The organism is Microtetraspora fusca (assembly GCF_001570365.1).
In the GTDB taxonomy this organism is placed as follows: Bacteria; Actinomycetota; Actinomycetes; order Streptosporangiales; family Streptosporangiaceae; genus Microtetraspora; species Microtetraspora fusca.
Genome location: NZ_BBYK01000038.1, coordinates 418,446 through 433,026, shown reverse-complemented (window position 1 = coordinate 433,026; position 14,581 = coordinate 418,446). Strand labels below are relative to the sequence as shown.

General features: G+C 71.0%; 14 protein-coding genes. 9 read left to right on the top strand and 5 right to left on the bottom strand.

Annotated elements, in window-relative coordinates; genetic code table 11:
- Window positions 1–16 precede the first annotated feature (16 nt).
- From tsaB to tsaD, 3 genes are read left to right on the top strand one after another with little or no spacing between them, the layout of a single operon-like run.
- The gene (gene tsaB / locus AWQ68_RS02005) at window positions 17–739 is read left to right on the top strand and encodes a tRNA (adenosine(37)-N6)-threonylcarbamoyltransferase complex dimerization subunit type 1 TsaB (protein ID WP_066933532.1); all 723 of its coding nucleotides are present in this window, start codon (window positions 17–19) and stop codon (window positions 737–739) included.
- On the top strand, window positions 736–1,206 hold the full coding sequence (rimI, locus tag AWQ68_RS02000) for a ribosomal protein S18-alanine N-acetyltransferase (protein ID WP_373281484.1): 471 nt from the start codon (window positions 736–738) through the stop codon (window positions 1,204–1,206). Before tsaB ends, rimI begins: the two co-directional genes overlap by 4 nt.
- Window positions 1,193–2,230, top strand: coding sequence for a tRNA (adenosine(37)-N6)-threonylcarbamoyltransferase complex transferase subunit TsaD (gene tsaD / locus AWQ68_RS01995; protein WP_066933529.1), 1,038 nt, complete (start codon window positions 1,193–1,195; stop codon window positions 2,228–2,230). Before rimI ends, tsaD begins: the two co-directional genes overlap by 14 nt.
- Window positions 2,231–2,341: 111 nt before the next feature.
- On the opposite strand, the gene AWQ68_RS01990 is transcribed toward tsaD, so the two are convergent.
- Window positions 2,342–3,166: a hypothetical protein gene (locus AWQ68_RS01990; RefSeq protein ID WP_066933526.1), complete on the bottom strand. Its 825-nt coding sequence runs from the start codon at window positions 3,164–3,166 to the stop codon at window positions 2,342–2,344.
- Window positions 3,167–3,339: 173 nt separating this feature from the next.
- Window positions 3,340–4,584: a class I SAM-dependent methyltransferase gene (locus AWQ68_RS01985; protein WP_066933524.1), complete on the bottom strand. Its 1,245-nt coding sequence runs from the start codon at window positions 4,582–4,584 to the stop codon at window positions 3,340–3,342.
- 446 nt (window positions 4,585–5,030) lie between these two features.
- On the opposite strand from AWQ68_RS01985, the gene groES reads away from it, so the two are divergent.
- From groES to AWQ68_RS41925, 4 genes are all read left to right on the top strand, one after another.
- A complete protein-coding gene (gene groES, locus AWQ68_RS01980) occupies window positions 5,031–5,342 on the top strand; it encodes a co-chaperone GroES (protein ID WP_055482820.1) in 312 nt (103 codons plus the stop codon).
- Between the two features lie 71 nt (window positions 5,343–5,413).
- Entirely contained in the window at window positions 5,414–7,045 is a 1,632-nt protein-coding gene (gene groL / locus AWQ68_RS01975; protein WP_066933521.1) for a chaperonin GroEL, read from the top strand.
- A 318-nt stretch (window positions 7,046–7,363) separates the two neighbouring features.
- On the top strand, window positions 7,364–7,990 hold the full coding sequence (locus AWQ68_RS01970; protein WP_157530045.1) for a sigma-70 family RNA polymerase sigma factor: 627 nt from the start codon (window positions 7,364–7,366) through the stop codon (window positions 7,988–7,990).
- 51 nt (window positions 7,991–8,041) lie between these two features.
- Complete coding sequence (locus AWQ68_RS41925; protein WP_157544769.1) at window positions 8,042–8,212, top strand: hypothetical protein; 171 nt, start codon at window positions 8,042–8,044, stop codon at window positions 8,210–8,212.
- Here the strand turns inward: AWQ68_RS41925 and AWQ68_RS01965 are convergent.
- Both AWQ68_RS01965 and AWQ68_RS01960 read right to left on the bottom strand, forming a co-directional pair.
- Window positions 8,173–8,550, bottom strand: a complete 378-nt coding sequence (locus AWQ68_RS01965) for a DUF5319 domain-containing protein (RefSeq protein ID WP_066934233.1) — start codon at window positions 8,548–8,550, stop codon at window positions 8,173–8,175. The two genes, AWQ68_RS41925 and AWQ68_RS01965, sit on opposite strands and share 40 nt — an antisense overlap.
- 289 nt (window positions 8,551–8,839) lie before the next feature.
- Window positions 8,840–9,832, bottom strand: coding sequence for a helix-turn-helix transcriptional regulator (locus AWQ68_RS01960; RefSeq protein ID WP_066933518.1), 993 nt, complete (start codon window positions 9,830–9,832; stop codon window positions 8,840–8,842).
- 502 nt (window positions 9,833–10,334) lie between these two features.
- Here AWQ68_RS01960 and guaB point away from each other — a divergent pair.
- Window positions 10,335–11,816 (top strand): IMP dehydrogenase, encoded by a 1,482-nt coding sequence (guaB, locus tag AWQ68_RS01955; RefSeq protein WP_066933515.1) that lies wholly within the window; start codon window positions 10,335–10,337, stop codon window positions 11,814–11,816.
- Window positions 11,817–11,908: 92 nt separating this feature from the next.
- Entirely contained in the window at window positions 11,909–13,027 is a 1,119-nt protein-coding gene (locus AWQ68_RS01950) for a GuaB3 family IMP dehydrogenase-related protein (RefSeq protein WP_174554068.1), read from the top strand.
- A gap of 340 nt (window positions 13,028–13,367) precedes the next feature.
- On the opposite strand, the gene nagA is transcribed toward AWQ68_RS01950, so the two are convergent.
- Window positions 13,368–14,510 (bottom strand): N-acetylglucosamine-6-phosphate deacetylase, encoded by a 1,143-nt coding sequence (gene nagA, locus AWQ68_RS01945; protein WP_157544767.1) that lies wholly within the window; start codon window positions 14,508–14,510, stop codon window positions 13,368–13,370.
- Window positions 14,511–14,581 lie beyond the last annotated feature (71 nt).

The window sequence follows — 14,581 nt, the reverse complement described above, 5'->3', positions numbered from 1 at the left end:
GCTAGGCTTGGCCTTTGTGCTGGTCTTGGCCTTGGATACCGCTACCCCCGCAGTCACGGCCGCGTTGCACGACGGCGCCCGCGTGCTGGCCGAGTCGACGACGGTCGACGCTCGACGCCACGGCGAGCTGCTCGCTCCCGCGGTCGAGCGCGTCCTACGTGAGTGCGACGCCTCCCTACGTGATGTGACCGCCGTCGTCGCCGGAGCCGGCCCCGGGCCGTACACGGGCCTGCGGGTCGGGCTGATGACCGCGAGCGCTCTGGCCGCGACCGTCGGCGTCCACGCGTACGGCATCTGCACGCTCGACGCGATCGCGTTCGCCTCCGGCCGCACCGAGCCGTTCCTGGTGGCGACCGACGCCCGGCGCAAGGAGGTCTTCTGGGCGCGGTACGGCGACGCGCGCACCCGCCTGGACGGGCCGCGCGTGGACCGGCCGCACGACCTCCCGGGAGAGCTTCCGGTGATCGGCGCGGGCGCCCGCATCTACGCCGAGACGATCGGGCCGGACCGCGTCGCCGACCCGGAGTACCCGTCCGCGGGGGCGCTCGCCGCGCTCGCCGCCGAGCACCTGGCCGGGCTGACCCCCGAGCGGGCGGCCGAACTGGCACGGGTGCCCGACGGGCGGATCGACTCGGTCGAGCAGGCCATCGAGCTGGCCGTGCTCGGCCCGGCGCGGCCGATCTACCTGCGCAGGCCGGACGCGCAGATCCCCGGCGCGCCGAAGAAGGTGACCGCGTGACCGCCGTCCTGCGCCAGATGACCACGGAGGATCTGCCCGCCGTGGTCGAGATCGAGCGGGTCACGTTCCCGCTCGACGCCTGGAGCGAGGCGATGCTGCGCGGCGAGATCGACGACCAGCCGCGCACCCGGCACTACGTGGTCGCGGTGGACGGCGACAAGATCGTCGGATACGCGGGCCTGGCCGCCGCCGCCGACCAGGCCGACGTGCAGACGATCGCCGTCCTCGCCGGGCACCGCAGGTCCGGCATCGGCGCCGCCCTGCTGGCCGAGTTGCTCGCCGAGGCGGAGCGGCGCGGCGCGCGCGAGGTCTTCCTGGAGGTCCGCTCGGACAACGCGCCCGCTCAGGCGATGTACGAGCGGTTCGGTTTCGAGCGGCTCGGCGTCCGGCGGAACTACTACGACGACGGGACCGACGCCATCACCATGGTGCGGGATCTCAGAGGAGGTGCGCATGAGCGGGCGTGACGAGCCGATCGTCCTGGGGATCGAGACGTCCTGCGACGAGACGGGGATCGGCCTGGTCCGCGGCCACACGCTGCTGGCGAACACGATCGCCTCCAGCATGGAGGAGCACGCCCGCTTCGGCGGTGTGGTGCCCGAGGTGGCCTCGCGCGCGCACCTGGAGGCCATGGCCCCCACCGTGGAGAGCGCACTGGCCAAGGCCGGTCTGCGCTTCTCCGACATCGACGCCGTCGCGGTCACCGCGGGCCCCGGCCTGGCCGGTGCGCTGCTCGTCGGCGTCGCCGCGGCCAAGGCGTACTCGCTGGGGCTGGGCGTCCCGCTCTACGGCGTCAACCACCTCGCCGCCCACGTCGCGGTGGACCAGCTCGAACACGGGCCGCTGCCCAAGCCGTCGATCGCCCTGCTGGTGTCCGGCGGCCACTCGTCGCTGCTGCTGGTCCCCGACGTCGCCCAGGACGTGATCTCGCTCGGCTCGACCGTGGACGACGCCGCCGGTGAGGCGTTCGACAAGGTCGCCAGGGTGCTCGGCCTGCCGTTCCCCGGCGGCCCGCACATCGACCGCTCCGCGACGTCCGGTTCGGGTACGGCCATCGCGTTCCCGCGCGGCAAGTACGACGACGGCACGTTCGACTTCTCGTTCTCGGGGCTCAAGACGGCGGTCGCCCGCTGGGTCGAGGCGCGTACGGCCGCGGGTGAGACGATCCCGGTCGCCGACGTGGCCGCGTCCTTCCAGGAGGCGGTCGTGGACGTGCTGACCCGCAAGGCGCTCCAGGCGTGCCGCCGCTATGACGTGAAGGACCTGCTCATCGGCGGCGGTGTGGCGGCCAACTCGCGGCTGCGCGCGCTCGCTCAGGAGCGCTGCGACGCGGCGGGCGTACGGCTCCGCGTGCCCCGGCCGGGCCTGTGCACCGACAACGGCGCCATGGTGGCCGCGCTGGGCTCCGAGCTGATAGCGGCGGGCATCCAGCCGTCCACGCTGGACATCCCGGCCGACTCGTCGCTGCCCATCACGACCGTCAACGTCTGACCCGCACCCTCGCCTGGACGGGCGAGGGTTGGGCTGTGCCGACCGTTCGCGAGCTCGGCCTGACAGCTGACAGCGCAGCGCGTGGCCGGCTCTGGGCCGACCAGGGGACGGTCAGAGCTGCCGCTGCCGGGCCACGGCGTTCGGGGTCTGTGCGGCCTCCGATGGGGCCACAGCCCCTCGCTGGATCTCCGCGACCCGGCGGCCGACCTCCTCCACCCGCTGCCGGACGGCGTCCACGCGGCCGGTGAGGCGGGTCTCGGTCGAGATCAGATGCTCGTCGAGGGTGGTGAAGCGGCCGTCGATCCGGCCCTCCACGACATCGAAGCGGTCGTCGTGGCGGCTCAGATGCCCGTCGATCGTGTTGATCCTGGCGTCCGTCGCACCGAGTGTGGCGGTCACGCCGCCCATGTGCGCCCGTAGGGCGGTCAGGTGCTCCTCCGTTGCAGCCAGGCGGCCCTCCACGGCGGCGATCCGGCCCTCGACGCCGTCGAGCTGCCCGCGCAGCCGCTCCGCGGCCCGGGCCAGCTCGCCGATGGCGCCGTCGAGTCGGCTGAAGCGGCCGGCGGCCGCGTCCACGCCGGTCTGGAGCCGGTCCACGCGCTCTCCGACCTCCTCGATCTGGTCGCTGACCACCTCGACGAGCCGGGCGAGGCTCTCGGCCCAGGTCGGGGGTTTCGCGGAAAGGACGTCGATCTGGTCGCCGACCGCCTCGACCATGCCCGCGAGGCCGCCGATTCCCCCGAGCCCGCGCTCGCGAAGCTCGCGGAGCAGCCATTCCATGCCTTCGAGACGCTGGCGGATCTCGTCGAGCACCGCGCCATGGGTGCGCTGCTCGTAGACGTGATCCTGCGCCGCGCGGGCCAGCAGCTCGCGCATCCGCTCGGAGACGGCGGTCTGGCTGCCAGATTGGAGGAGGCCGTGGCTCGAGTGGTCCACCGAAAGCTCCTTCGCGCACCGAAAATGCGGCGGGTTGGTCCGGTTTCGAGGGATTCGTGATCGGGCGAGGCACGCCCGACCGCCCACTGTAGCCGCGTACGGCGTCGCTTTTGGGGCGGACGGAGAAACGCCGTGGTTATCGCCGGATTGTCGGAATTGGAAATAACACCAGGTCAGGCAGGCCGGCAAATGAATGCGTAAGGGCGTTCGGCGATCCGGGTAAGAACGATTACCGCTGAATCGCTCCCCGAAAGTCGCAAATTTCGTGACAATTGGTCGATGTCGACGGCTGAGCCGCGCTTCTTGATCGTCACATTTCCGACGCCGCGCTTCCTGAGCGCCGCGCGCAGCGCCTTCAGCGAGAACGGCATGACCTCGTGCACCTCGTAGGCGGCGGCCCACGGCGTGCGCACCAGCGCGTCTCCGGTGATGTAGGCGATCCGGGGGTCGATCAGGTGGCCGCCGACCATGTCGGCGACCTCGGCGACCAGGTGCGCCCGGACCGCCGCCCCGTCGGGTTCGTACAGGTAGCGGGCCACCGGTCCGACTCCGGCCTCCGCCCCCGACGGGACGAGAGTCTCGCCCGACGGCAGCAGCGTCGCCCGCCGCGCGAAGCCGCTCCCGTGGACGGCGGCCCCCGGCTCCGAGGCGTGGGCCAGGCCGCCGAGCCAGATCGCGGCCTCCTTCACCTCGCCCTTGTACGAGACCCACTCGGCCTCGGCCCCCTCAGGGACGAGCTCGTACGGGATGCCCGGCGCGACCTTCAGGCAGGCCGCCGGAGCGCGGGCAGCCAGCTCAAGCGTCACCGGCCACGTGGGCGAGTAGGCCATGGGGTCGAAGACCCTTCCACGTGCCCCGCGCCTGGCCGGGTCGGCGAACAGCACGTCGTACGCGGACGGGTCGGTGTCGGCGGCGTCGGCCGTACGAACCGTGGTCAGGTGGGAGAGGCCGAGCGCGGCGGCGTTGGCCCGGGCGACCTCGGTGGTGAGCGGGTCGAGGTCCACCGCGTCCACGACGCAGCCCGCTTGGGCGAGGGCGATCAGGTCGCCGCCGATCCCGCAGCACACGTCGAGCACGCGCGGCCCCGCCGTCCCGGTCGCCGGGGGCCCTCCGGCTCCGGCGGGTACGGCGGCGGCGACGCGGCGGGCGCGGTGCGCGGCCACCTCGGCCCGGGTCGTCTGTTCCACGCCGTGCGGGGTGAAATACATCACGGCGGCGTCCGCGCCGAACTTGGCCTCCGCCCGCCGCCGGAGGGCGGCCTGGGTGAGGGCGGCCGAGGTCAGCGCCGGGTCGTACGAGCGCCGCAGCCTGGTCGCCGCCGCCACCGGGTCGAGCCCCTCGGCCGTCACCCGTACGGCCTCGGCCAGCGCGGTACGCCCCTCCGGTGTCAGCAGCGCCCGGAACGCCTCAAGTTCCACGCCTCCCGACGCTATCGCTCTCTCCACCCCACCCCGCCCACCAGGGCCGCGGCGGTGAAGCCGCCGACGGCCAAGTGGGGCACGAGGGGCGCCCCGAGCCCCCGCGAGCGCCATCGATCATTACGGCGCCGAGCCATCACGCTCGGGGCGCGGCGGTGTCTGGACTGAGGAGCGAGGGGGGAGGGAGGGACGAGCGACTCCGAGTGACGAGGGAAGACATCGCCTGAAGGGCGCCCCGAGCCCGCGCGAGCGGAGCGAGCGCCATAAGCACAGTGACCTGCGGCGGGGGTTCGTGTTGACTGTCACGGTCCCCTTGCATACTGTTTCGTGTTGGCACTCGCCTAGCGAGAGTGCCAACAGCGACGAGGCAGGTCTGACACCCGCGACGGCAGGCCGCTGGTCGCCTCTTCAGCTCATTCATCGCAATCTGAAGGGGAGGTCCGATCGTGACGACCGCCACTAAGGTTCCCGTTAAGCCGCTTGGTGACCGCATCGTGGTCCAGCCGCTTGAGGCCGAGCAGACCACCGCTTCCGGTCTGGTCATCCCGGACACCGCCAAGGAGAAGCCGCAGGAGGGCAAGGTCCTCGCGGTGGGCCCGGGCAACTGGGACGAGGACGGCGAGAAGCGCATTCCGCTCGACGTCAAGGAGGGCGACGTCGTCCTCTACAGCAAGTACGGCGGCACCGAGGTCAAGTACGGCGGCGAGGAGTACCTGGTGCTCTCGGCCCGTGACGTGCTCGCCATCATCGAGAAGTAGGCCGCGCAAAAGCATGAGGAGCCCCGGGACGCCCGTTCCCGGGGCTCCGGCGCTCTCGTAAGGAGACGTGAATGCCCAAGATCCTGGAGTTCGAGGAGGACGCGCGGCGCGCTCTTGAGCGTGGCGTGAACGCCCTCGCGGACGCCGTGAAGGTTACGCTCGGCCCCCGCGGCCGGAACGTGGTCATCGACAAGAAGTTCGGTGCTCCCACGATCACCAACGACGGTGTCACCATCGCTCGCGAGGTCGAGCTGGAGAAGCCGTACGAGAACCTCGGCGCCCAGCTCGCCAAGGAAGTGGCGACCAAGACCAACGACATCGCGGGTGACGGCACGACCACCGCCACCGTGCTGGCTCAGGCGATGGTCCGCGAGGGCCTGCGCAACGTCGCCGCCGGCGCCCAGCCGATGTCGCTCAAGCGCGGCATCGACGCTGCGGCCAAGGCCATCAGCGACAAGCTGCTCGACGGCGCCCGTCCGGTCGCCGACAAGCAGGAGATCGCCAACGTTGCGACGATCTCGGCCCAGGACGCGAAGATCGGCGAGCTGATCGCCGAGGCGTTCGACAAGGTGGGCAAGGACGGTGTCATCACCGTCGAGGAGTCCAACTCCATGGGTCTGGAGCTGGACTTCACCGAGGGCCTCCAGTTCGACAAGGGGTACCTGTCGCCGCACATGGCGACCGACCTCGAGCGTATGGAGGCGGTCCTGGAGGACCCCTACATCCTGATCAACCAGGGCAAGATCTCCTCGATCGCGGACTTCCTGCCGATCCTGGAGAAGGTCGTCCAGACGAAGAAGTCGCTCCTCGTCATCGCCGAGGACGTCGAGGGCGAGGCCCTGGCCGTCCTGGTGACGAACAAGATCCGCGGCACCTTCACCTCGGTCGCCGTCAAGGCTCCGGGCTTCGGCGACCGCCGCAAGGCCATGCTGCAGGACATCGCCATCCTCACCGGCGGCGAGGTCGTCAGCGAGGAGGTCGGCCTCAAGCTCGACAGCGTCGGCCTTGAGGTGCTCGGCACCGCTCGCCGCATCGTCGTCACCAAGGACTCCACCACCATCGTGGACGGTGCGGGCGACGCCAAGGCGATCGAGGACCGCGTCAAGGAGATCAAGCTCGCCATCGAGCAGTCCGACTCCGACTGGGACCGCGAGAAGCTCCAGGAGCGCCTCGCCAAGCTCGCGGGCGGCGTCTGCGTGCTCAAGGTCGGCGCGGCCACCGAGGTCGAGCTCAAGGAGAAGAAGCACCGCCTTGAGGACGCGATCTCCGCGACCCGCGCCGCGATCGAGGAGGGCATCGTCTCCGGCGGTGGCTCCGCGCTCGTGCACGTGGCCAAGGAGCTGGACGACCTCGGTCTGTCCGGCGACGAGGCCACCGGTGTGGCGGTCGTCCGCCGGGCGCTCGTCGAGCCCGCCCGCTGGATCGCCGAGAACGCCGGCCTCGAGGGGTACGTCGTGACCTCCAAGGTGGCCGAGATGTCGGTCGGTCACGGCCTCAACGCCGCCACCGGCGAGTACGGCGACCTGATCGGCCAGGGCGTCATCGACCCGGTCAAGGTCACCCGCTCGGCCGTGCAGAACGCCGCGTCCATCGCCGGCATGCTGCTCACGACCGAGGCCCTCGTCGTGGACAAGCCCGAGGAGGAGGCCCCCGCCGCCGGCGGCGGCCACGGCCACGGCCACGGGCACGGTCACGGCCACTGACGGGTCGTAGGCCCGGGCAAGAATCGGTGTGGGGTGCCACCGCACCCCACGCATGCCGGGCCGGAGGTCCGACCAAGAAGCACAGCGCAGTACGGCTCTCGCGGACGCGGGGGCCGTACTTCTTTTTGCGGTAAACCTAAGTCCCGCTCGGCGCGTCGTCGCCGCGTCGAACATCTGACATCTAATTGCCTATTGGGCCATTCATCTGAAATATTCAAACCCTCTTGTGTTCAATCGATTACGACCCGTTATCGACGCGTCAATGTGACCAATCCGTAGCCGTTAACCATGACGACATGGGCGATCGTGGCGGGCATCATGCCTAACGTGACCGAGGGACGCGTCGCCGACGCCGCAACTGGGGTAAGGCTTGCGACGAGATCGGATGAGTCCGACCTCAGGGAACTGACCAGCCTTGCCGTACAGGGAGATCGCACCGCGATCGAATCGCTTCTGGGGCATCTGCGCCCGATGGTGGTGCGCTATTGCCGTGCGCGACTGGGAAGGGTTTCCGGTCACTATCACATCGCCGACGACGTGGCCCAGGAAGTGTGCATCGCCGTCCTGTCGGCCTTGCCGCGTTATCGGGACATGGGCCGGCCGTTCGCGTCGTTCGTGTTCGGGATCGCGTCGCACAAGGTCGCGGACGCGCTGCGCAGCTCGGTGCGGTCCGCCGTGCCGACACAGGACCTGCCGGACGGGCCGGACGACGGCCCGGGGCCGGAGGAGACGGTGGTGCGCTACATCGAGGCGGAGCACGCGCGGGCGCTGCTGTCGCGGCTGCCGGACAACCAGCGCGAGCTGCTGATCCTGCGGGTCGTGTCCGGGTTGTCGGCGGAGGAGACCGGAAACGTGCTCGGCATGTCCCCGGGCGCGGTACGGGTCGCGCAGCACCGGGCGCTGACGAGGCTCAGGCAGATGGCCGATCTGGAATCGATTGCTTGATCTCGCGGTCCTCGTGCGCCGACGACTTCGGCGGCGTGCGACGATGCAGCAGTGGATGCGGATGTTGCGCGGACCGATGCCCTTCTGGACGCGCTGGCCCGGCGGGAGGCCGTCGCCCTCGGTCGGGAGGCGGGCGACGTCGCCGTTCGCCTGCTCGGCGCGCTGATCGCCGACGTGGACAGTCAGCGGCTCTCTTCTGTGTCGATCACGCCGTCGACGTAGCCCCGGGCGTACTCCCAGCTCACGTAGTCGCTGGGGTCGGGTTGGAAGGCGGGCTCGTGGACCTGAGGCCGCCCGTTGTCGATCATCTGCCGCAGGTTGCCCCGGAGCAGGTCCCAGCTGAAGTAGTGTTGGTCGCCGCATTCGGGACAGTCCAGGACCAGCCCGAGCACGCCCTGCGGTTCGAGCAGGGAGCGGAAGACCTCGACGTCGGCGAGGTCGGTCAGGGCCTCGTCGCGTTCGGCGAGGGTAAGCGGCTCCTGGTCGTCGGGTTCACCTAGTTCGGCTGACGGGTCGTTCGGGTCGTCCGCGAAGGGGTCGCGGGGGACGTCTTCCAGCACCATCCCACCTTATGACCCTGCCCGCCCCCATGAGCGGAAGTGGGCCCACTCGGACAGGTGCACGTGTTTCACATTTAACCGGGCGTTGAATACGCATGGAAACGGGCCGGAAATGCGGCCGCGGGTCCGGCGTGACAGGAGGCCGTGCCGGGGTTTGGTCAGGGCCGGGATCGGCGGCCGGCTTCCACTCTCGCGTAGGGCCGTGAGCCTGCCTGGGGGTTGGGGCAGGGCCACGCCCGGCGGCTGGGCTTCACCCGCCCAAAGCCGTGAGCCTGCCCGCCGGGCGCGATCAGAGCCAGGATCGGCGGCTGGCCTCCACCCCCGCCTGGAACCGTGAGTTGGCGCCCAGCTCGGCGATGGCCTCGGCGAACCTGGCACGTACGGTGCGGACGGAGAGGCCGAGGTGCCGGGCGATCGACTCGTCGGAGAGCCCCTGGGCGGCGAGCCGGAGCACCTGGAGGGCGCCTCCGGGACGCGCGACGGGCACCGCCCTTCCCCACAGCTCGGTGAACAGGGCGCGCAGCGCGCCGACGACGACGGGGGACTGCACCAGGGAGCAGTTGTACGCGTGTTCGGGAGGCGAGGCGCCCCACTGGACCGGCAGCCCGGCCGCGTCGTGGCCGAGAGCGAAGAACCAGCTCGGCACCTGGTCGAGGGAGCGCACCTCGGCGCCCGCCCGGTTGAGGAGCCCGGCGGCCTCGCGGAAGGCGGGGACGCCGAGCGCGGACACCGGGACGATCAGGCGCGAGGTGAGGTCGCCCTCCTTGATCGCGCTGAGCCACATGTCCGTGTGCTTCTCGAAGAAGTCGCCGGCCGTGCGCCGGTCGGGGAGGGCGGCCACCAGCTCGGCGCGGGGTGCCCGCCCGGCCAGCGCGATCACCGCCTCGTAGATCTCGTCCGCGCCGGTCAGGGACCGCACCCGCAGCTCGCCCGTACGGAACGCGCGGCCGGAGTCGTAGTGATGGGCCAGGTCGGCGACGGCGGCGAGCATGTCGTCGATCTGGCGGCTCTGCAGGGCCAGCAGGGCGAGCCGTTCGGTGACCATCCGGCCGACGGGGGCCGCGGGATGGCGGGCGAGGTACTCCCCGGCGGCCTCGTCCACCGCGCCGAGCCGGATGAGGGTCGCCAGCAGGCCGGCGGCTCTCTCCACGGGCTCGTCCACGGCCTGGGCGATCTCGTCGAGCGTGGCGCGGTGCAGCCGCAGCACCGTGGTGTACACGGCGATCTCCGCCTCGCCGAGACCGAGGGCCTGGAGGCGATCGGCGTTTCGCGTCGTGTTCATGGCTCGCTCCGCGCACTCGGGTCGCCGGCGCCGCCGGACGGGGTGGGAACGTCCACGAGCGCGCCGCCTCGCGAGAATATCCCCGCGCTCCGGGCCTGTCCGGAGGTTCCGGCATTCCGCGGAACGCATGTGCAGCTTTGTGCAATTGCAGGGTGAGACATTGCTTATCAACGGAGTGTGACGCACTCTTAACAGAGCGTCGGCACGTTACCGCGATCCGGCGCCACCGGGCGCGGAGGGGGGCTCGGGTCGCGGGATCGCGATTGTCGCCGATGGTGGGGGGACCGGTCAGCCGGTCCCCCCACTTCTTTGTGTGCGCCGTAGTGCAGTGCGTCACGCCGGAGGCGGCGCTGGAGCCCCGTACGGAGCCACTTCCCCAGGTGGGGTCCCGTCTTTTCCGGGGCGAGGGGGTGTCAAGCCTTGACAAGGAGGTTTGAGCGAGGCCACTACACTTGCACCGGGGGCTGGCGAGGGCTCCGCCGAGGCGAAGGAGGGGTCACGGATGGCCAAGTTCACCGCACAGGGATACACGTTCGACGACGTGCTGCTGGTTCCGGCGTACTCGGATCTGCAGCCCGGCGAGGCCGATACCACGACCCGTCTGTCCCGCAACGTGGTCCTGCGCATTCCGCTGGTCTCCGCGGCGATGGACACGGTGACCGAGGCACGGATGGCGGTGGCGATGGCCCGCCAGGGTGGGATCGGCATCCTGCACCGCAACCTGTCGATCGAGGATCAGGCGACGCAGGCCGACCTGGTGAAGCGCTCGGAGGCGGGAATGGTCACCAACCCGGTGACCTGCACCCCTGATGACACCCTCGCCGACGTCGAACGGCTCTGTGCCACCTACCGCATCTCCGGCGTACCGGTCACCGACGCCGATGGCGTCCTGGTGGGCATCGTGACCAACCGTGACATGCGGTTCGAGGCCGACCAGAACCGGCCGGTCCGCGAGGTGATGACGCGGATGCCGCTGGTCACCGCGCCCGTCGGTGTGTCGCGCGACGAGGCGTTCCGGTTGCTGCGCAAGAACAAGGTCGAGAAGCTGCCCCTGGTCGACGAGGCCGGTCGGCTGCAGGGCCTCATGACGGTCAAAGACTTCACCAAGAGCGAGCAGTACCCACTCGCCACCAAGGATGCCAACGGCCGGTTGGTCGTGGGCGCCGCGATCGGTGTCGGCGACGAGGCCGAACGGCGCGCCAAGGCGCTCGTCGAGGCGGGTGTCGATGTGATCATCGTGGATGTCGCCCACGGCCACTCCAAGGGCCTGGCCGACATGATCGCGAAGATGAAGGCCAACAGCACCGTCGATGTCATCGGCGGCAACATCTCCACCCGCGCGGGCGCTCAGATGCTCGTCGACGCCGGCGCCGACGCGGTGAAGGTGGGCGTGGGCCCCGGCTCGATCTGCACCACCCGTGTGGTCGCGGGCGTGGGCGCGCCGCAGCTCACCGCCATCTACGAGGCGTCGCTCGCCTGCGCGCCCGCGAACGTCCCCGTCATCGGCGACGGCGGCCTGCAGTACTCGGGCGACATCGCCAAGGCGCTGGCCGTCGGGGCGGACACGGTGATGCTGGGCTCGCTGCTCGCCGGATGTGAGGAGTCGCCCGGCGAGCTGATCTTCATCAACGGCAAGCAGTTCAAGTCGTACCGCGGCATGGGCTCGCTGGGGGCGGTGCGCAACCGCGAGCGCGGCGGCGCGTCCTTCAGCAAGGACCGGTACGCCCAGGCGGACGTGACCGGCGAGGACAAGTTCATCCCCGAGGGCATCGAGGGACAGGTCCCCTACCGCGGCCCGGTCGCGGCGGTCGCGCACCAGCTCGTCGGTGGGCTGCGTCAGGGCATGTGGTACACCGGCTCGCGGACGATCTCCGAGATGCACGAGAAGGCGCAGCTCATGCCGATCACGGCCGCGGGTCTGAAGGAGAGCCACCCGCATGACATCCAGATGACCGTCGAGGCGCCGAACTACCACCGCCGATAAGTTCTGTCACGGACGGCGAGCGACTGCGACGCCGTGCGGCTGCCGCCCTCGGCGGGAGCCGTACCCGTATGGATGGGAAAGAGTAGGACGATATGACTCAGGTGGAGATCGGGCGCGGCAAGAGCGGGCGGCGCGCGTACGCCTTGGACGAGATCGGCATCGTGCCGTCCCGGCGCACCCGCGACCCCGAGGAGGTCTCGATCTCCTGGCAGATCGACGCCTACCGGTTCGACCTGCCCATGGTGGTCAGCCCCATGGACAGCGTCGTGTCCCCGCGGACGGCGGTCGAGATCGGGCGGCTGGGCGGCCTCGCCGTACTGGACCTCGAAGGGCTGTGGACGCGGTATGAGGACCCGACGTCGCTGCTTGAGGAGGTCGCGACCCTCGACAGCGCCGCCGCGACCCGCCGGCTGCAGGAGATCTACACGGAGCCGATCGACGAGGAGCTGATCGGCCGGCGGATCGAGGAGATCCGCGCGGCGGGCGTGACCACGGCGGTGCGGCTCTCCCCGCAGAAGACCGTGCGCTACCACAAGGCCGTCATCGACGCCGGCGTGGACATCTTCGTCATCCGGGGCACGACGGTCTCGGCCGAGCACGTGTCCGGCCGGGCCGAGCCGCTGAACCTCAAGCAGTTCATCTACGAGCTGGACGTGCCGGTGATCGTGGGCGGCTGCGCCACGTACACGGCGGCGCTGCACCTCATGCGGACCGGCGCGGCGGGTGTGCTGGTCGGCTTCGGCGGCGGCGCCTCGCACACCACGCGCAACGTCCTCGGCGTGGTCGTGCCGATGGCCACCGCGATCTCGGACGTGGCCGCGGCGCGCCGCGACTACATGGACGAGTCGGGCGGTCGCTACGTCCACGTGATCGCCGACGGCGGCATGGGCGGCTCCGGCGACATCGCCAAGGCCATCGCCTGCGGTGCGGACGCCGTCATGGTGGGCTCGCCGCTCGCCCGCGCGACCGAGGCGCCGGGCCGGGGCTTCCACTGGGGCTCCGAGGCGCACCACCCCGAGCTGCCGCGCGGCAAGCGCGTCGAGTTCGGCACGATCGGGTCGCTGCAGGAGATCCTGCACGGGCCGTCCTCGCTCGCCGACGGCTCCATGAACCTCATGGGTGCGCTGAAGCGCACGATGGCGACCGCGGGCTACTCCGACCTGAAGGAGTTCCAGCGGGTCGAGGTCGTCGTCGCCCCGCCCCAGCGCTGAAACTCGCCGCGGCCCGGGGCCGGGGTCGCCGGTGACGGACCTCGGCCGGTAGGCCGGGCCTGACGCCTGTCTCCCCGGGGCGGCCAGTTTCCCCGGGGCAGCCGGATCCCGCCGTGAAGGCCCAGCGGCCCCGACTGGACGAACGAACGCGGGCCCCTCGCTTCGAGGGGCCCGCGTCGTTTTTCACACCCTTCGGCGGCGATGGTGCCTGCCGTTCCTCGCTTTTCTCACGCCGTCACCAGGCCGTGCCGCTCCGGACCTGGGCCTGGGGCACGTTCCCGGGGCAGCAGTCCGGATGACGACGGTCGCGCCCGGTCTGCTCGACGCCTGCCGGGCGAGCTCACGCTCCTGAGGGGCGGCGGATCCACACGCCGCGGCGCATGACGCCCTCGACCTCCAAGGTGTCGTCGAGCACCACCAGGTCGGCGTACTTCCCGACGGTGATCGAGCCGATCTCGTGGTCGAGACCGAGCACGCGGGCGGGGGTGAGCGACGCCATCCTCGCCACCTCGGCGGGAGCCACGCCCACCTGCTCGACCGTCCGCTTGAACGCGACGTCCATGGTGAGCGTGCTGCCCGCGATGGAGCCGCCGTCGGCGATGCGGGCCACCCCGTCCTTCACTTCCACGGTCATCGGGCCGAGGGGGTACGTGCCGTCGCCCATCCCGGCCGCGGCCATCGCGTCCGTGATCAGCGCCGTACGGCCGGAGCCGGCGACCCGCATGGCCAGCCCGAGCATGGCGGGGTGGACATGGACGCCGTCGTTGATGAGCTCCACCGTGACCCGGTCGTCCTCCAACAGGGCCGCGATCGGGCCCGGGTTGCGGTGGCCGAGCTGCGGCATCGCGTTGTAGAGGTGGGTCGCCACGCGGGCGCCCGCTTCGATGCCCTCGATGGTCTTGTCGTAGACGGCCTCGCTGTGCCCGAGGGCGGCGATGACGCCGTCGGCGACGGCGTCCCTGATGACGTCGAGCGCACCGGGCAGCTCGGGGGCGATCGTCAGCATCCGGACCTGCCCCCGGCCGGCCTTGAGCAGCTGCCGGAACTCCTCGCGGGACGGGTCGCGCAGCAGCGCCGGGTCGTGCGCGCCGCACCTGCTGCGCGCGATGTACGGGCCCTCGAAGTGGATGCCCGCGAGGAGGCCCTGCTCGCAGAGGTCGGCCAGGGCGGACGCCGCGCGGGCGAGCCGGTCGAGCGGGGCGGTGACCAGGCTGGCGACCATGGTGGTCGTGCCCTTGCCCAAGTGGAACGCCGCGACCTCGGCGGCGGTGCCGGGGTCGCCGTCGGGGAACGAGCTGCCGGCCCCGCCGTGGCTGTGCATGTCGACGAAGCCGGGGACGACCAGCCGGCCGCCCAGACTGTGGCCGTTCCCCGGCGCGGCGCCGTGTCCGATGTAAGTGATGCGGCCGTCCTCGATGGTGAGCCAGCCGTCGTGCTCGCCGTCCAGAGTGACGATGCGGGCGTCGGAAAGGGTGATGCTCATGTCGCCCTCCCGGCCCGCGGTCGCGGTGATCGGTTCCCGGAGTCCTCGTGCATGGGTCCATCCTGCCGCGA